Source organism: bacterium, from assembly GCA_019912885.1.
In the GTDB taxonomy this organism is placed as follows: Bacteria; Lernaellota; Lernaellaia; order JACKCT01; family JACKCT01; genus JAIOHV01.
In genome coordinates this window covers 1-18,013 of record JAIOHV010000183.1, presented here as the reverse complement: position 1 = coordinate 18,013, position 18,013 = coordinate 1, and the positions used below count along the sequence as shown (strand labels likewise).

The window sequence follows — 18,013 nt, the reverse complement described above, 5'->3', positions numbered from 1 at the left end:
CTGGGACGCGCAGACGGGAGGGGGCGGCGATTTGCGCCCGAACACCGGCGCGACGGTCTCCCAGAACTTCGAGTTGCAGCACAACCACATCGTCGGCGGCCCCTTCGACCCCTCCCTCGTGTACGAATACATGGTCGCGGGCGTCACCGCGAACGCCGGAGCGAGCGCGCTGCCCGTCGACACAAGCTCCACGCCCTGGTCGTTCGGCGCCTCGTGCGTCGAGGAGGGACGATTCGATTGTCCGTGTCCAGGCGACTGGGCCACGTCGGACGTCGAGTATTGCTCGCTGCGAAACACCACCGTCAACGATACCGGCGACGCCATTACCGTGAGCTGGACGTGGGACGAGGCGGCCGGACAGGTGCCGCCGGCCGGCGCGACCGTCCGGCTCGTCACGCGCGATATCAATACGGCCACCTCCGATTGGGGGGAGGTCGATACCGTCATCGCGCCGCCGCAGGATCCAAGCTCGTGCGGTACCTCCACCACCGCCCCGTGCGTCGGCTTCCACCGCCACGAGGATATGTGCTGGGGTCAGCTCAACGTTTACGGCCTGCTCATCGAATGCGTCGATGAAGACGTCCCCGTGTGCAATCGCATCCTGAACCTCGGCGTCATCGAATCGCCCGGGGCGCCGGATCAGGCGCACGTGTGCTTCGAAACCCAGCACCCGCCGGGAACGCCGGATTGCAACAGCTACACCGGCGCCAATTGCCAGACCGGCCAGGTCGAAATCGCGCTGCGCGACGTGATGGCCAACTGCAGCACGCAGATCACCACGAGCGAAAGTTATATGTGGTGGCGCGCGGTTCGCTATTCCACCAATACGTACGATCCGTTCACCGGCGACCCGGTCTTTCCGGTCGAGCCGGACAACGGCTCGTACGAGTGCGTCAAGTCGGACCCGTCGTGCACGGGCACGTGCAGTACGGTGGACAATCCGCCGGGCCAGTGTTTCGGAACCTTCCACTACACGGGCTACTGGATGCGTCTCGGCGAAAACCTGGCCGCACTCCAGGGCGCGAACGGATACAGCTACCCGGCGTACGCCGCGACCGGCGTCAACCTGAAGCAGGTCGAGAACGTCGCCGGACGGCGTTCGTACGTGTTCTCCGAATACGTCAATCCGGCGCTCTCGTACAAATACATCTTCTCGGTCCTCGTGGAGCAGAACGGCGGCGCCACGACGCGGCCGAACTGCACGGGCGACTATTACGAATGCGGCGACACCTGCAACGGCGGTTTTGACGGTCTCGAGGAGTTCCAGGTCATCGTTGACTTCGCCAACAAGTCGCAATGCTATCCCCAGATTTCCGGCCAGGGCGCCGGCAATGCGTCCACGCCGAACACCCGTCCGCCGAACGCGACGGCGGGAACCTGGGACAACTTCAACTGGACCGGCGCCGGCGAAGAGCTTGAAAGCTCCGACAAGCCGTGGATGAGTGACGAGATCAGCATTCTCGGGCTGACAAACGAATACACGTGGGAATACAGCGGCAGCTACATCCGCTCGGATCTCGACGGATTTTTCGGCACGATCCTGTCCTGGCTGCTTGGCGAGATCGGCGACTTCTTCTTCTCGCTTTGCGGAGACTGCATTCTCGACATCTTCGGCTTCTGCATCATCGACATGGACGCCCTCTGGCCGGACTGCGAGCAGGACACGACCGAGCTCGCCAACCACAACTTCGCCTGGTCGAATTTCTTCGCGCCGGTCTGCGGCAGCAACGGGCCGGGCTCGGGCCACTACTTCGACGGCGACTACATGGTCCACTACCACTTCCGCGTGAATCAGGAGGACCGCACGTTGCACGCGGCTTACCGCGGCCGGTACACGCCGTGGCAAAACTCGTTCAACCTCCTGCAACTGGAGTTCGACATGAACGGCGGCGGCGGCCAGGTCTGCGGGCAGCTCAGCTTCCGCTCCGGCACGCAGTTTCAGGATGTCTCGTCGCCCACGTGCATCGCGTCGGGAGACGAAAGTTTTGACGACGAGTGGTTCGCGAACTTTACGCTCATCTGCACGAACCGCGTCGCGGGTGCGTTCAACGAGGACGAAACCTACGCGTTCACCTGGTCGACCATCGATCCCGCCAAGACCAAGGACTGGAAACCCGAAATGCTGACGACGCCGCCGACGCTGTCGTGGACAACGCATACGCGCACGCTTTCCGCGGCGATCGCGCCGGTCGAAAAGGCGATGGAAGGCACGTCGATGCCGCAGGGCTGCAGCTCGCACTGCAGCGTCACCGGCAACGGGTATAGCTGCAACGCCAACGCGCCGTTGCGCTGCGTCATTTATCAGGATGGCAAGTTCGGATTCTGGGCGAACCCGGAGGTCGATTTCGAATCGACCGAGTACCAATACGACAACGTCCGCATCGACCCGTATTGCGGCCAGTGCCCGCCGAGCTTCCTTGCGACCTCCGCGATGAGCGCGGAATCGGCGGCCAGGACCGATACGAACTTGAAGGCCGGTCACATCAAGGAATACGGGCAGCGGCACCGGAAATAATCGAACGCCCGGCGCGGCGCCCAAGACATCGGGCGCCGCGTCTTTCTCCGCCCCGACGCCTTTTTCCAAGCCGTTCTTAAAGTGATTTCGAAAGGGCCGCGCGTCAGGTCCCGGTAGTTGCGCCGCTTTCGTCGGCGGAAAACCTTTGTGTTGTCCGAGAAAAGCGCTTGACACCGCTTGGTTTTTTTCGCAAAACTGGCGCGATTCCAAGAGTTGCAGGCGAATCGGCTGGAGTTCTCAAATTTAGGAGCGCGTATGCTTCTTGGTCGAAGCAAAGGCCTCATCGGGCTGGATATCGGGTCGAGCAGCGTCAAGGTGCTCGAATTACGGGAAACCAAGACCGGTTTCCAGCTCGCCAATTTCGGCATCGAGCCGCTTCCGCACGAGTCGATCGTTGATTCGACGATCATGAACGCGCCGGCGGTGGTCAGCGCGATCCGCAAGGTCTTCACGGGCAACCAGATCAAGACCAAGGACGTCGCCACGTCGGTTTCCGGACATTCGGTCATCATCCGCAAGATCACCCTGCCGCTGATGACGGACGAGGAAATCGCGAGCAACATCCAGTGGGAAGCCGAGCAGTACATCCCGTTTGACATCAACGAGGTGAACATCGACTACCAGCGCCTGGAGGCGGCCACGGAGGATCAGGGCAGCCAGGACGTGCTGCTCGTCGCCGTCAAGAAGGACATGGTCAACGACTACATCGCCGTCATCAACGAGGCGGGGCTCAATCCGGTCGTCATGGACGTGGACGCCTTCTCCGTCCAGAACATGTACGAGGCGAACTACGAATCGCCGCGCGGCAAGGTCATCGCGCTCATCAACATCGGCGCCGGCGTCATCAACATCAACATCGTGCGAAACGCCAACTCGGTCTTCACGCGCGACATGGCGATCGGCGGCAATCACTTCACCGAGGAAATCCAGAAGCGGCTCGGGGTTTCGTTCGAGGAAGCCGAGCAGATCAAACTGGCGGGCGGCGGTGACCGAGCCAAGGATGTCGCGGAGATCAACGAAAGCCTCTCGCAGGCCATCGCGCTCGAAACGCAGCGCAGCCTGGACTTCTTCGTCGCGACCAGCGCGATGGGGCACATCTCCAAGGTCTACCTCTCGGGCGGATGCAGCAAGAACCCTGTCCTCGCCGAAACGATCGAAAAACAGGTCGGCATTCCGGTCGAGGTCATCAACCCGTTCAACAACATCGAGATCGACCCCAAAAAGTTCGACATGGATTACATCCGCGACGTGGCGCCGATGTGCGGCGTCGCCCTCGGACTCGCGCTTCGCAGGGTGGGCGACAAATGATCAAGGTCAATCTTCTCCCGGAATCCGGTCGAAAAGCCACGCGGCGCGCCGCGCCGCGGCGGGCCATGCCGCAGATCCCGGTCACCTGGATCATCATCGGCCTCGTCGCCGTGCTGCTCACGTCGCTCGTGCTCGGCGTCGTCCACTGGACCTTCGAGCGAAGGGCCGACACGCTGCGGGCGGAGATCGATGACGTCGACCGGAGCATCGCGGCGCTGGGCGTCGAGATCAAGCGCGTCGAGGAGTTCAAGGTTCGCAAGGAAGACCTCGAACGCAAGCTGTCGGTCATCCAGCAGCTCAAGGTCGCCCAGAAAGGGCCGGTACGCCTGCTCGATCAACTCGCGAGCGCCGTGCCGCCCCGTGTCTGGATCAAGGAGGTCGCCGAAAACGGCGCCGCGGTGAGCATTGCGGGCCAGGCGCTGGACCACACCCAGATCGCGACCTTCATGGAAAACCTCGAAAAATCTCCGTTCTTCGCCAACGTCGAGCTTTCCGGCTCGCAGGCGACGACCCAGCGTCAGCAGGACGAGAACGTCGTCAAGGATTTCAAGATCACGAGTACGATCACGTACCCGAAGGATCTTTGAGCGATGACCCGAGGACGTAAGCAGGGCAAGGTGGGCTGAATGGCGAATTCCAAAAAAACGCTGATCGTGATCGCGCTTTGTCTGGCGGTGTGCGTCGTCTATCTGTTCTTCTTCTTCCAGCCGAAGAAGGTGGAGATCGCCGACTTGCAGGTGTCGCTCGAGAAAAAACGCGCCGACATGGCCGAAAAGCAGCGCATCGCCCGCGATCTCGGAAAATTCGACCGCCAGGTCGAAGAGCTGAACCTGCGCCTGCAACAGTCGCTTGCGCAACTTCCCAACGAGAAGGAAGTTTCGGAGATCCTGCGACTGATCGCGCAGCTCGCGAACATCTCGGGCATCGAAATGACGGCCTTTACCGTCATGCCCGAGATCCGCAAGGCGTTGTACGCGGAGGTGCCCATCGAGATCAAGCTCGCGGGCGGCTTCCACAACATCGCGATCTTCCTCGACAAGGTCAGCAAGCAGGATCGCATCATCAACATCTCCAACCTCAAGCTCGGAGAGCCCCAGATCGTGAACGGAGACACCATCGTCGTCGCCACGTGCACGGCCACGGCCTTCCGCTTCCTCCCCGGGCAGGCGGACGCGCCGGCGCCGGGAGGCGCATCATGATCGACGCCCGCTTCCGGAATATTTCGCGGACCCTTTTCCTTGCCGCCGCGATATTCGCGGTCGCGATCCTTGCCGGCTGCCCGGGCGGCGGCGACGAGGAAACGCCCGCCGAAAACGCGCCGCCGCTCGTGCCGGAGGCGACGCCGGTCGCCATGCCGGATCCCGAGGCGCTGGCCCAACGCACGCAGGAAAAGATCGAGCGGGCGATCGAAACGCCCGACGTGGGGATCGCCGCGCAGCCGGCTCCGGTTTCGGGCGGCGAGGGGTACATGTACGACCCGATCAACAAGATCGATCCCTTCGCCCGCTTTTCGTCCGACGTCGATTACCCGTTCGCCGGGGGCAAGGACGAGAACATCCTGACGCAGTACGAGGTCCGGTATTTCCGCCTCGTGGGCGTCGTGACCGACGACGCGCAGCCGCGGGCCATCTTCGAGGATCCCAAGGGCCGCGCTTACGTCGTCAACATCGGAACCGCCATCGGGCGGAATCTCGGCGTGATCGACCAGATCACCGACAACGCGGTCGTGATTACCGAGCAGCGCTTCAACCCGGCCCTCACCGGACCGGATCAGCTCGAAAGCGTGCAGCTCGTCATCAAGCTACATCCCGAACGAGAGCGAGAGTCCTAAGGAGGATCGGATGCTGATCATCGGACGAGAGTCGGGCGAGGGAATTCGGCGCGTCGCGCTTGCCGTGGCGTTGTCGCTGTCGCTCCTGTTCGTCTCCGCGGCCGCGGCCCAGGATGCGGGCTATGTGCCGCTGACGCCCGAGTTCGCGGACAAGCAGTTCTTCGGCAAGAAGATCTCGATGGATTACCAGGACGCCGAAATCAAAAGCGTGCTGCGCGTGATCTCCGAGGTCTCCGGCGTCAACATCATCGCGGGCGACGACGTGGCCGGCAAGATCACGATCAAGCTGGACAACGTCCCGTGGGATCAGGCGCTCGACATGATCCTGAAGACGAAGAAGCTCGGCATGGCGCGCGAGGGGAACATCATTCGCGTGGCGCCGCAGACGACGCTTCAGTCCGAGAACACGCAGGCGCTCGCCAACGAGCAGGCGCGGCTCATGCTCGAACCGCTCGTGCTCGAGATGGTGCCGGTGTCCTACGCGGACGCGACCGATCTTTCCGCCCAGGTGCGGCCGATCCTGTCCTCGCGCGGCATCGTCACCGTCGACAAGCGCACGAACGTGCTGGTCGTCAAGGACATCGCGACCAACCTCGAGCAGGCCAAGAAGCTGATCGTCAACCTGGACACGCAGACGCCGCAGGTCCGCATCCAGGCCCGCATCGTCGAGGCCAGCACCGACTTCACCCGCGAACTCGGCGTGAAATGGGGCGGCATCTATTACGCGGACGCGGCGCACGGCAACCCGACGGGCCTCACGTTCCCGAACTCCGTGCGCGTCACCGGCGCGAACGCCTCGGGCGAGCAGACCGGCGCGCAGGCGCAGGCCGGACAGCAGGCGGTCGGATCGACCGCGGCCGGTTCCCGCATCCCGTCCGTGCCGAACGCGAACTACGTCGTCAACCTGCCCGCGCCGATCGGCCTGGGCGCCGGCGGCGGCGTTGGCATCACGATGGGATCGGTCAACGACGTCGTGTCGCTCGACCTGCAGCTTTCCGCAATGGAAAACCGCGGCGAAGGCCGCGTCATCAGCCAGCCGTCCGTCACGACCCTCGACAACAAGAAGGCGTCGATCACGGCCGGCGTGAGCATTCCGTTCCAGATCCGGCAGCAGGGCGAGACCTCGCTGTCGTTCATCGAGGCGAACCTGAACCTGACGGTCACGCCGCATGTGACCAACGACAAAAGCATCGTCATGATCATCGAGATCGCGAAGAACGCGCCGAACACGGCGATCCCGACCTCGACCGGCGATCCGGCCATCGACAAAAAGGAAGCCAAGACCGAAACGCTCGTCCGCAACGGCGAGACCACGGTCATCGGCGGCATCTTCTCGTCCGAGGAGTCGCGAACCGAGTTGGCGGTGCCCTGGTTGTCGCGCATCCCGATCCTCGGGTTCTTCTTCCGCGATCGCAAACAGACGAATTCGCGCAGCGAGTTGCTGATCTTCATCACGCCGCGCATCGTTCAGGACAAGCCGGTGGTATAACGCGGCCGCCGCCGCGAAGCGGCGCCGTTTCCGTCGTCGAAAGGCGACACGGTCTTTGATACGATGACTCGAACAAACGCGGCGAAAAACGCGCGCGACGGCGGTGCGTGCCGCCGGCTCCCCGAAAGGGGCGCTCCGTGGCCGCACCCCGTGTACCTCGATACCGGCGATGTCGAAAACGCCGCGGTCAGGCTCGCCGCTCACGCCCGGAAGGCGGCGCCCGGCGCTCGCGCGGCTGTCGTGATCGCACGGCGCGTCGATCGGCTCCGGCCGGAATTTTTCCGGGCCTTCGCCAGGGAGTATCCGGACGCGGCGCTTGTTCGGGTGAACGATTCGGAAAGGACGAAAACCCTTTCCGGCATGAAGACGATCTTTGAAAAACTGATTGCCCTTGAACTCGATCGGCGGGCGCTCATCGTCGCGGTCGGTGGCGGGGTGTTGACCGACATGGCGGGATTCGCCGCGGCGGTTTACAAGCGCGGCATCCGCTGGATGGCCGTTCCCACGACGCTCACCGGACAGGCCGACGCGGCCCTCGGCGGCAAGACGGGTGTCGACGCCGCCGGCGCCAAGAACATGATCGGCTCCTTCCATCAACCGTTGGCGACGACGCTCATTCCGGATTTTCTCCGGACGCTGCCGGCGCGCGAGATGCGGGCCGGGCTCGCGGAGGTCTTGAAGACCGGCATGGCGCTTAACGCGCGGATCATCGACCGGGTCGAATCGAATGCCGGCGCGATCCTGGACGCCGACATCGGCGCGCTCGCCGAGGCGATTCGGCTGACAGCGACCGAGAAAATGAAGGTCGTGGCGCGCGACCCGCAAGATCGCGGCGAACGCGCGGTGTTGAATCTCGGACATACGGTCGCGCATGCCGTCGAGGCGGCCGGCGGATTTCGCCGCTGGCGTCATGGCGAAGCCGTGACCATCGGTCTTCTGACGGCGATGCGTCTGGCGGTTACGATCGGAAGCATGACCGAAGGCGATCAGGCACGCATGACGGATTTGATTCGCCGGCTTGGCATGTGGCCGAAAGCCACGCCCAGGCCGGGCGATTTGTCGAGATGGTTGCGTATGGACAAGAAGTACGAGGGCGATTGGTTAACCGAAGTGGTTCCGGGTCCCCTGGGACGATACGGACTGCGGGAAATGCGCCCGCGAGATCTGGTCGCAAGGGAGCTTTGGTCCTGGAGAACGAATTGGGAGGAACGATGAAAGCGCATCGTTTGTCGTTAGTGATCGCGGCTTTGGCGGCCTTGTCGATGATCGCACTCGCGTGCGGCGAAACCGATCCGGCCAACGCGCCCTCACACGCGCAGATCACCTTCGTCGGCATCACGGACGGGGAGGTTCGTACGATCACGTACACGGGCATGGACGACTATGGCATTCCGTCCAGTTGCTTCGACGTGTTCCAGAGCCTGATGATCGACTACTGCAAGAACTTTTCGCAGCGCGCCGACGCCGAGGCGTTCTGCGAGGCCGGCGGTTGGGTCGATTTCGTCGATCAGAGCGTCGGCGGCGGTGCATCGGCGACGTTCGGCGACCTGGCGCGCAACGCGCTGTCCACGCCGGGACGCTGCGGGTACTACGAAATGATTATCGCGGCGTTCGTCTTCATTCCACCGACGGCCGGCGACCAGGCCGGAGGGACCACCACGCTCGTGGGCGAGCCGATGAACGACGTCGAAGTCCGCTGGATCGCTGACCCGGGCATGGAGATGTACGAGCCGCAGGATGTCCCCGGCGAGATCGCACCGCTGGCGAATCCCTTCGAGACGCGCACGGATGACCGCGGACTGGCGGAACTCAAAATCCGCGTGCCGCTGCCGGTCCTGCCGGATACGCAGTCCGATTACCTCATCCAGGCGGACATCGGCGTCGACCGCGCGGTTTATGAAATCGAGATGGTCGGTGAGGACGTCGATGAAAGCACCACCACAACGGATGACGACGCCGCCGACGACGACGCCGGTTGATCGGTTGAGGCAAATTTCGAAACCACGCGGGGCGCCTTCGGGCGCCCCGTTTGCATTGGGGGCGACGCGTTCGCGGAACCTCGCGCGATGGCTCGCGGCGGTGTTTTTCGTCGCGGTCGCGGCATCGTTGTGGATCACCGCATCGAGCGGCGCCCATCTCGCGTCCCTGGCCTCGCGCGGCCGGGGCGTCGATCGCCTGAGCGCGGTGGACGGCCGCGTCGCCGGCGCCGGGCTTCACGCACGCTCGGTGTTTCTCGACGAGGACGGCGCCCGGCGCGAATGGCGCCTGGACGTCCCGATCCACGAGGTCGCCCCCGCCGCGCCGGGTCAGGTCCTGGCCGTGCCGTACATGGACCGGCGCGTCCTTGTCCTTGGCGGCGCGGGCGCGATTTCGGAGGCCGTGTTCAAAACGCGCATGGGATCACGGTCCGCCGTCGTCGCGGGCCTCGCGGGGGGACCGGGCGAATGGTTCGTCGCGCTTTACGATCGCTACCATGACGACACGAGGCGAAGGAAAGCCTTCCCGTTCATCATGCCCGAGCAATTGTTTTTTCGGTTCGAGGTCGTGCGGCTTTCCGATATCCGGGCCGGGCGCAACAACGCGATGCGCCCGCTTTTCGCGGACCACGGCGAGTGGCACGAGGAGTCCTTCCACCCGTGGCGACTGGCGAAAGCGCCGGGCGGTGACGCGCTCCTTATCCTGAACACGATGTCCGAGGAGTTGCTCGCGATCGGCCTTGCCGGCGGTGAGCCGCGTTTTCGCGTGCCCGTGCCGCCAGGCCCGGTCGATCTCGCCGTGGATGAGCGATTCGCCTACGTCGCCTCGCCGGCTTCCGATCGGATCGCCGTCTTTGACGCGGATACCGGCGAGACGCGAACGCCGATCGGCGCGGCGCGCGGGGTCGTCAGCCTTGCCTCGACCGGCCGCGGCGTCGTCGCCGCGTCGCGATACACGCGGCGCGTCATCGCCGCTCGCCCGATCGGCGACGGTTGGGAGATTCGCGAGCGGCCGTGGCCGGGCGTCCCGGCGGCCGTCGCCGTGACGAACGGGCGCGTTTTTGTCGCGGATGGCGTCACCGGCCGCGTCGAGCCGTTCGACGACAGGACTTGGTGAGTCCGCGCGCGCCGTGCTAACGTCGCCCCCGTTCCGCAACCGCTGATGGAGTCGCCGCCATCGTCGCGAAATCCTTCGCCGTCGCCGGCGTCATTGTCGTCACGCTGTTTATCGCCATCGCCGCCGCGCGGGGATGGCGGCGCGCCGGCGCGCGGATATCGCTGGCCGGAGCGCTCGACGCTCTTTCGCATCGAGAGGCAAGGCTGCTGGCCGTGCCGCTGGCGCTGGCGCTTTTTCTCGCCGTCGTTGCGGGCTGGATGCTCGTGTTCGTCGCGTGCGTCTGCTTTGTTTACGCGGCGGGTCTTGTCGTCGGCGAGGTCGCCGCGCTCATCGGCGTCCTGCCCCCGACCTCCGGCAACATCCTCTACCACCTCGTTTTTCCCGCGCAGATGTTTGTCATGGGATTCATCGCGCTACTGCTTGTCGCGGGCGTCTTTCAGACCATGTTCGGACCGTTGCCGGCGCGGGCGTTCGCGGCCTTGCGCATCGCCCGCATCGAGGATCTCGCCGGCCGCCTGGCCCTTTTTGTCGGCATCGTCGCCTTGCTCGAATTGGCGCGCCTTGTCCTTGTCGCCACGGTCGTCGCGCCCGAGGACGCGCTGTCGTTTTTTGCCGGGCGGGGCGAGGCGGTGCTGTCCGACCCGACCGGCACCGCCGTCCTGACCGTGGCGGCGGCAAGCGGCGCCGCGCTGGTTTGGCTGTACGTCCGCGCCGGATCCAACCCGGCCGCGCCGCCGGGTGCCGGTGATGGGGAGTCTCCGTGACGGATCGGCGGGCCTCACCGGGCGTTTGGCGCGTCGCCGCGGCCTTCGTGTCGTTTGCGGCGGCCGCGTATCTGTTCGCCGCGATGTTGCTCGATATGCGGCTATTGACGCACAGCGCCCTCAGCTTCGCACGCCATCACGAGGCCGCGGCGCCGTTTTTTGTGGTGCTTTCCCGGCCGGTCCTGGCCTTGGCGTGCTTTTTGACCGGTGCGCGTTTCCTTCACGCGGATGCAAGCGCGGGCGCCGGTGCGCGAGCGCCGATTGCGCTCGCCGGCCTTGCGGGGGTGATGATGGTCGTGTCGCGCCTTCTCGAAAACGAGGCGTTCTACGCGCTTTACGACCCCAAGGGATATCCCGTGCATCCGCCGGAGGTGATCATGTTTCCGCGTTCGGGATGGGTCTCGCCCGCGGCACAGCTTGGCGCGGCGCTTCTGCTCGCCGTTGCGGCGGGGGTTCTTGTCCTGGCTACGCGCTCGCGCGGCGATAGAGCTCCATAAGGCGAAGCTCGGGCATGAACGAGAAGAAGTTGTTGCGGGCGCGGTAGCGCACCACCGCGCCGTAAACGCGCGCGGCCATCTTCATGACGGGCGCGTTGTTGAAATATTCGGGCATGGTGCGCCCGTCGAGGAAATACGTCGAAACGCTCATGCGCTCCAGGCGCCGGCGCATTTTGTCGTCGAGCCACGGCATGTCGGTGTTGTGGAAGTCCACGTCCGCCCAGCCATCGAGCGATTCGGGCGCGTGCCATCCGGCTTCGACCGCCTGATCGTAAAGGGGCGTGCCGGGGTAGGGCGCGTACAGGTGCAGCGGCGTCACGCGCGCGTAGGGGCTTGTCGCCACGAGCTCGAGCATCAGCTTCAGCGTGTCCAGGACGTTCTCCCACGTCTCGCCGGGAAAGCCCGTCATGAACGTGAACTTGGTGGCGATTTTTGCGTCCGCGAGCCGGCGCGCGGCGACGCGGATGTCGTCGACGGTGATGTCCTTGAGAAGCGTGTTGAGGCCGATCTCCGTACCGGACTCCGCGCCGACGGTCATCTCGCGAAAACCCGCGGCCGCCAATTCGTTCAGCACGTCCTCGCCGTAATGGCGCGACGAGATATAGTCGGCGCGGCACTCCGCGCGCACCGTCACCTTCAGCCCCGCGCGGCGCATGCCCTCGGCGATCGCCACCGCGCGCCGTTTGTTCACAAAGTAGTTGTCGTCCTTGACGAGAATGGCGTTGACGCCAAAACGTTTCGCGACCGTCACGAAGTGTTCGACGACGGCCTCGGCCGGCTGCGCGCGCCAGCGCCGGCTCGCGTACACGACGTTATAGCAAAAGCTGCACCGGCTCGGGCAACCGCGGCTTGTCATCACCGCCAGGTCGCGCTCGCCGAGTGTCTGCGTCGTGATGTAGTCGTCCACGTTCACGAGGTCGTAATCCGGAACGAGCACGTCGGCGAGCGGCATGAACGGACGCACCGGGCCGTGCACGGGCTCGCCGTGCCGGTCGATGTACGTCACGTTGCCAATGCCCGTGGGCTCGCGGTCGTCCCCGAGCGCCTGGACCAGTTCGACGAAGGCGTCTTCGCCCTCGCCGTAAACGACGTAGTCGACAAGCGGGTGGCGCGCCGTTTCGATCGGAAGCAGCGAGGGATGCACGCCGCCCCAGACGATCGGCAGATCGGGCGCCGCCTGGCGCACCGCTCGCGCCGCTTCGAGGCCAAAGCGAACCTGCTCGCCCGTCATGCACGAGATGCCGATCGCGGCGACTTCGCCCTCGCTGATGAGCGAACGAATCCTGTCGAGCCAGCGATGCGTGACGCGCTGATCGACGATAACGGGGTCAAAACCCGCGCGGCGCAACGGCCGGCCGAGGTACATCACCGCAAGCGGCAGCAAAACCGAGACGTTTTTTACGTCCCAGCCGGTTTTCGGATAAACGAGAATGACTTTTTTGCGCATTCGGACGATTAAATTCGAATGGGCGGCGGGCGTCAAACAAACCTCGCGGAAAACCTGGGGATTTCCATCTATCGTGAGCGTTATCACCCGTGACCGGCCGCTTTCGCCGCGCCTCGTTCCGCGCGCCGGATGCCGGGCGTCGTACCCGAATGCCGGGACCGATTGAAAAACGTATGGAAACGCGCAAGAACAGGGCCACCCTTTCGCCGGGAAGTCCATGACCCCCAATGTTTTTGTCGATGTCCTGCTGCGCGCGCGACTTTTCGTCATCGCCATCGTGGTCGCGGTGTCGTGCGTCGCCGGCTATTTCGTCACCAAGGTCGAGTTCGAAAACTCCATGGACATCTGGTTTTTGGAGGACGACCCGACGCTCGTTTCGTACCAAAAGTTTCAGGAGCGTTTCACCGCCGACGAGGTGTCGGTCGTCGGCGTTTTCATGGACAACGTCTTCACGCCCGAAAATCTGGAGCGCCTGGCGCGCATCACCGACGCGGTCGAACACGTGCCGTTCGCGTATCGCGTCCTGTCGCTGACGAACACCGATATCGCGCGCGCGGACGGCGACCTCGTCGAGATCGGCCCGCTCATGGAGCGGATTCCGAAAACGCAGGCCGAGGCGGACGCGATCCGCGACGAGGCGATGAGCCATCACGTCATCAAGGGCGGCCTCGTGTCGAATGACGGCAAGTCCGCCGCGGTCGTTATCGAGCTGCATCCGGACGGCGCCGACTTCGCGGGCAAGATCGCGCAGACGCAGGGACTCCGCGCGATCGCCAAGCAGGAAAAAGGCGAAGGCGTGGACATCCGCATCGCGGGCTCGCCCGCGTTCGACGAGGCTTTCTATCGCTTGTCCAAGCGTGACTTCATGATCTTCGGCCCGGTGACGCTCGTCGTCGTCGTGATCTGCTGCTTCGTCGTTTTTCGCCGCCTGTCGTCCACGCTCATCCCGTTGTCGATCGTCGCGCTCGCGATCCTGTGGACCTTCGGCTTCATGGGCGCCGTGGGCCTCAAGATCAACGTCATCACGACGGCGCTGCTCGGCCTTCTGCTCGCCGTCGGCATCGCGGGTTCCATTCATATCCTTTCGGACTACTACCAGCACCTCATGGCCGGGTTCGATCCGGAAACCGCCGTCCGGCGAACCGTCCTGCACATGTTCGCGCCCGTCTTTTTCACGAGCATGACGACCGCCGCGGGCATGCTGTCGCTGACCATTTCGAATCTCGCCCCGGTCAGCGAGTTCGGCTGGATCGCGGCGCTCGGCGTGACGGTCTCGTTTGTCCTGTCGATCGCGTTCATCCCCGTCGTGCTGCGGCTGGCCAAGCCGCCCGATCCCGAGTTCGTCGAGCGCCAGAAGGGCGGGCCGGTCAGTTCGCTCCTCGTGCGGCTCGGCGCGATCACGCCGCGACGCAGCGCTTGGGTGCTCGTGATTTCGACGCTCGTGCTCGTGTCGATCGGGACGGGACTGTTTCGCCTCGATATCGGCGCGAATGCGATGAATTACTTCAAGGAGACGCAGCCCGTGCGCGTGGACACGGAGGTCATCGACCGCGGCCTTGGCGGCAGCGCGACGATCGAGCATCTCATCACGACGCCCGAAGACGGGATGAAGGATCCCCAAACGCTGCGCCGCATCGACGAATTCAGCCGCTGGCTCGAGGCGCAGCCGGGTGTGTCCAAGTCCGTCTCCATCGTCGATCTGCTCAAAGACCTCAATCAGACGTTCCACGAGGGCGACCCGGCGTATTTCGCGGCGCCCGATTCGCGCGCGCTCGCGGCGCAGCTCTACCTGCTGCTGGAGGGCGAAGACGAGTTCGATTCGTTCGTGCAGGACAACTATTCGGCCGCGCGCGTCACCTCGCGGGTGCAGCTCTCGCGCGCGGACGAATTGATGGACAACGGCGACAACGTCGAAAACGAGCTGCTGACCAAATACAACGACGACGAGCTGAAGATCGTCTCGACCGGCTTTTTGAAGCTGATGGGCGACATGGAGCACTACGTCCTGCAAAGCCAGATCGAAAGCTTCTCCATCGCGTTTGTCGTCATCACGGCGATGATGGGCCTGCTTTTGCGTTCGGCGAAGCTCGGCCTGTTCTCGATGATCCCGAACCTCTCGCCGATCCTGCTGGGCCTCGCGTTCATGGGCATCGCGGGCATCGAACTCGATCCGGGCACGGTGATGATCGGCAGCATCTGCCTGGGGCTGGTCGTTGACGACACCGTGCACTTCCTCGTGCGCCTGCGCCGCTACCTCAAGGCGGGCAAGACGATCGAGGAGGGCGTCGCCGCGACGATGAACGAGGCCGGCCGGCCGATCATCGTGACGAGCGTGCTTCTCGCGTGCGGCTTTCTTGTCCTGACGCTCGGCAGCTTTCAGCCGAACGTCTATTTCGGCCTCATTTCCGCGATCATCATCATGTTTGCCCTCGCCGCGGACCTTCTCGTCCTGCCGGCGACGCTGCAGATCATCAGGCCGAGGATTTGAGGCGCGAGAGTGGCGACGGGGTACCGAATGTCCGGTCGTCGAAGATACGAACGAGACCGGATAGGGGTGCAGGAAGGGGACAAAGCGTGCGCGCGGGTTTTCGTTGTACGCCGTCGCAATTGTGGTACAATTTGGCCCAATTTTGAGGAAGGTTCTATGACGAGCCGATTTTCCGCGAATTTCGCGACCTCGAAGGGGTACCGGAAAAAGGTGACTGTCCCGTATTTTTTGTGGCTCGGTTGGCGTCCGCTCGTGTTGATCGTGCCGGAAGAGGCGCAGGGAGATGACGATACGGGGGATGACGATACGGTTCCGGCGACAACGTTTAACGTGTATGCGATCCACACGGATCATTTGGGAACGCCACTGAAGATGTCGAACGCCGAGGGCGATGTCGTTTGGGAGATGGATTTGGATCCGTTTGGAAAGGTTTATTCGCTTGATGAGGATGTCGACGAGGATGACTTCTCAACGGTGCAATCTCTTCGAATGCCTGTAACACAGTCGGATGACGAAAGTCAATTACTATACGTCACTTCTGTTGGATATTATGACTCTGAGGTGTCTAAATTTGAGTCCCCCGTTCTAAAGATTTTGCCGTATTCATTATACTCGGTTTCGGTGTACGCCCCATTCGCCAATGATATAATTAACAGTCGTAGTAACTATAAGTCTGGCGCAAAAGGCGGCTGGGGCATAAGATTTGGCTGGGATTTGGTGAGAGATTGGGTACAGGACCAATACGAAAACTGGGCTGCAGGTTGTGTTAATATTAGAACTAATTGCCAATCGGCTTGCAGTGACCCTGGAGGCGTTATAGAGTACAACGGCGTCATATATTATGATCCCAATCCGTTTAACGATTGTGAGTATCCTGGCAGCCCCGACGGCGCGATGATGCATTGCGTCTGTGACTGTGTTCGTTCGGTAGCGAGTTGGTTGTGCCAGGTCCATCTGGGCTGCGTGTAGGTGGTTTCGATGAAAGGTGCCGAGAATTCGTCATTTAACAAATTTCCGCGATGTCGCCGTTTATGTATCTTTCTCATTGTGGCGGCGGCAGTAATTCTGATTTTTGTCATCGCTAGCATAAAATTATTGATGGATGCGGATTTGGCGGAAATATATGAAGATCGAATCGATCGTTATTTCTCCGCGTTCGAGACTGATTCGCTATCTTCATCTATCAGAGAGTTCTGTCGAAGATTGCCCTCGACGCTGCCATGCGAAATGATCGGCCAAAGTTATTATATGCGTCAGCAGGATTGCGCCGCATTACCGTTTCTCGCGGCTGTCATGGAATTGCATGAGTCAAATCATACCGCAAGCATGAGTGAACTCTCGATATTTATGTTAAACGACGCGAAAGAGCGGTGCGGCGTAAACGATATTGACGCCATCCCGCGCGAAGCTAAGCGTCTGATGGCATTTGTGCGGAAAGAGCCTCATGAATCTGGAACACTCACCCCCTAACTATCAACGCAGGCCGACGCAAATCCAAATCACGAAGGGCGAAGACACGGTCGATTTCGCGTGGATCGAATACGTGCCCGGCGGCGGGCCGGCGGCGGCGATCCGTTTCTGAGCAATACAGAGGACAGTCACCTATTTATGAGGCGTTCGCCCTGACACGCGACGCGGTCGAGATGAACGTCGACGCGGACGGCGAACTCAACTGCGACGACATCGCGTTCTTGTTCGCCGACGAGAAGCCCGGCGGCGCGCGGTTCCATCGCGGCCATCTCTTGCGTCGCGAGCCTTCGCGCCGTTTAATGCCGCGCATGCCGAATTCGATGAAAAATCGTAGCCCCGTCGCCGCGCTTCGCCTGACCGTATTCGCGACGCTGCTTGCCTCCATTTTCCTTCTGAGCGGCTGCTTTTCCGTACGCACCTCGACGGGCGGGCGGCCGGGCGCGGGGGATGAGCGCGATCCGACCGGGCGCGCGGTCTCCGAGGCGCGCGGGCTTGGCGCATCGGCGCCGGGAAAACCGTGGGTGGACGGAACCGCGGGGCCGGGCGACGCGACGCAGTCGCTCACGTCGGAAACGTACGTGCGCGTCGCCGAAAGCGCGAACCCGGCCGTCGTCAACATCTTCACCACGATGGAGCTGTCCGTCGGCATCGGCGATCCGCTCGGCATCTTCTCCGTGCCGGTCGGCGAGGAGGGCTCGTTTCAGGCGACGTCCCTTGGCACCGGATTTTTCATCCACCCCGACGGGTATCTGGTCACCAACGCGCACGTCGTCGCCAAGGCCGACAACGTGTACGTCTTCCTGCACGACCGCTCGCAGGCCAGGGAGGTGCGCGTCGTCGGCATCGATCCCATTACCGACCTGGCGCTTTTGCACGTCGCGACGAGCGATCCCGTGCCGTATCTGGCGCTGGCCGATTCCGACGAGGTTCGCATCGGCGATATCGTCGTCGCGATCGGCAATCCGTTCGGCCTCGATTACTCGATGACCACCGGCATCATCTCCGCGAAAAACCGCGTGCTGTCCGTCGGCAGCCGGCGAGGGCTGTACGAAGATTTCTTGCAGACCTCCGCGCAGATCAACCCCGATGCCGACGGACAGCTCCATCGTGG

16 protein-coding genes are annotated in these 18,013 nt (G+C 63.1%); 15 read left to right on the top strand and 1 reads right to left on the bottom strand.

Going from position 1 to position 18,013, the window contains the following annotated elements; genetic code table 11:
* The 11 genes from K8I61_16015 to K8I61_15965 form a co-directional block, all read left to right on the top strand.
* On the top strand, positions 1–2,515 hold a 2,515-nt coding region (locus tag K8I61_16015; protein ID MBZ0273545.1), incomplete at its 5' end, for a hypothetical protein.
* Between the two features lie 255 nt (positions 2,516–2,770).
* On the top strand, positions 2,771–3,823 hold the full coding sequence (locus K8I61_16010; GenBank protein MBZ0273544.1) for a pilus assembly protein PilM: 1,053 nt from the start codon (positions 2,771–2,773) through the stop codon (positions 3,821–3,823).
* A 65-nt stretch (positions 3,824–3,888) separates the two neighbouring features.
* Positions 3,889–4,410, top strand: coding sequence for a PilN domain-containing protein (locus tag K8I61_16005; GenBank protein MBZ0273543.1), 522 nt, complete (start codon positions 3,889–3,891; stop codon positions 4,408–4,410).
* A gap of 39 nt (positions 4,411–4,449) precedes the next feature.
* Positions 4,450–5,022 carry a type 4a pilus biogenesis protein PilO gene (locus K8I61_16000; protein ID MBZ0273542.1) on the top strand — a complete coding sequence of 191 codons (573 nt, stop codon included), beginning with the start codon at positions 4,450–4,452 and terminating at the stop codon, positions 5,020–5,022.
* Complete coding sequence (locus K8I61_15995; protein MBZ0273541.1) at positions 5,019–5,654, top strand: pilus assembly protein PilP; 636 nt, start codon at positions 5,019–5,021, stop codon at positions 5,652–5,654. The genes K8I61_16000 and K8I61_15995 overlap by 4 nt, the downstream gene beginning before the upstream one ends.
* A 10-nt stretch (positions 5,655–5,664) precedes the next feature.
* Complete coding sequence (gene pilQ, locus K8I61_15990) at positions 5,665–7,143, top strand: type IV pilus secretin PilQ (protein MBZ0273540.1); 1,479 nt, start codon at positions 5,665–5,667, stop codon at positions 7,141–7,143.
* 63 nt (positions 7,144–7,206) lie between these two features.
* A complete protein-coding gene (locus K8I61_15985) occupies positions 7,207–8,358 on the top strand; it encodes a 3-dehydroquinate synthase (GenBank protein ID MBZ0273539.1) in 1,152 nt (383 codons plus the stop codon).
* Complete coding sequence (locus K8I61_15980; GenBank protein ID MBZ0273538.1) at positions 8,355–9,122, top strand: hypothetical protein; 768 nt, start codon at positions 8,355–8,357, stop codon at positions 9,120–9,122. The genes K8I61_15985 and K8I61_15980 overlap by 4 nt, the downstream gene beginning before the upstream one ends.
* 55 nt (positions 9,123–9,177) lie before the next feature.
* A complete protein-coding gene (locus K8I61_15975) occupies positions 9,178–10,236 on the top strand; it encodes a hypothetical protein (protein ID MBZ0273537.1) in 1,059 nt (352 codons plus the stop codon).
* Positions 10,237–10,448: 212 nt separating this feature from the next.
* Complete coding sequence (locus tag K8I61_15970; protein ID MBZ0273536.1) at positions 10,449–11,000, top strand: hypothetical protein; 552 nt, start codon at positions 10,449–10,451, stop codon at positions 10,998–11,000.
* Positions 10,997–11,497 carry a hypothetical protein gene (locus K8I61_15965; protein ID MBZ0273535.1) on the top strand — a complete coding sequence of 167 codons (501 nt, stop codon included), beginning with the start codon at positions 10,997–10,999 and terminating at the stop codon, positions 11,495–11,497. Before K8I61_15970 ends, K8I61_15965 begins: the two co-directional genes overlap by 4 nt.
* Here K8I61_15965 and K8I61_15960 read toward each other — a convergent pair.
* A complete protein-coding gene (locus tag K8I61_15960; protein ID MBZ0273534.1) occupies positions 11,466–12,944 on the bottom strand; it encodes a B12-binding domain-containing radical SAM protein in 1,479 nt (492 codons plus the stop codon). The genes K8I61_15965 and K8I61_15960 overlap by 32 nt on opposite strands.
* A 217-nt stretch (positions 12,945–13,161) precedes the next feature.
* Here K8I61_15960 and K8I61_15955 point away from each other — a divergent pair, with 217 nt between their 5' ends.
* The 4 genes from K8I61_15955 to K8I61_15940 form a co-directional block, all read left to right on the top strand.
* Positions 13,162–15,432, top strand: coding sequence for an MMPL family transporter (locus K8I61_15955; GenBank protein ID MBZ0273533.1), 2,271 nt, complete (start codon positions 13,162–13,164; stop codon positions 15,430–15,432).
* Positions 15,433–15,588: 156 nt separating this feature from the next.
* Positions 15,589–16,401, top strand: a complete 813-nt coding sequence (locus K8I61_15950; GenBank protein ID MBZ0273532.1) for an RHS domain-containing protein — start codon at positions 15,589–15,591, stop codon at positions 16,399–16,401.
* A gap of 9 nt (positions 16,402–16,410) precedes the next feature.
* Entirely contained in the window at positions 16,411–16,902 is a 492-nt protein-coding gene (locus K8I61_15945; protein MBZ0273531.1) for a hypothetical protein, read from the top strand.
* 173 nt (positions 16,903–17,075) lie between these two features.
* Positions 17,076–18,013 (top strand): S1C family serine protease (locus K8I61_15940; protein MBZ0273530.1); only part of this gene is annotated, 938 nt, incomplete at its 3' end.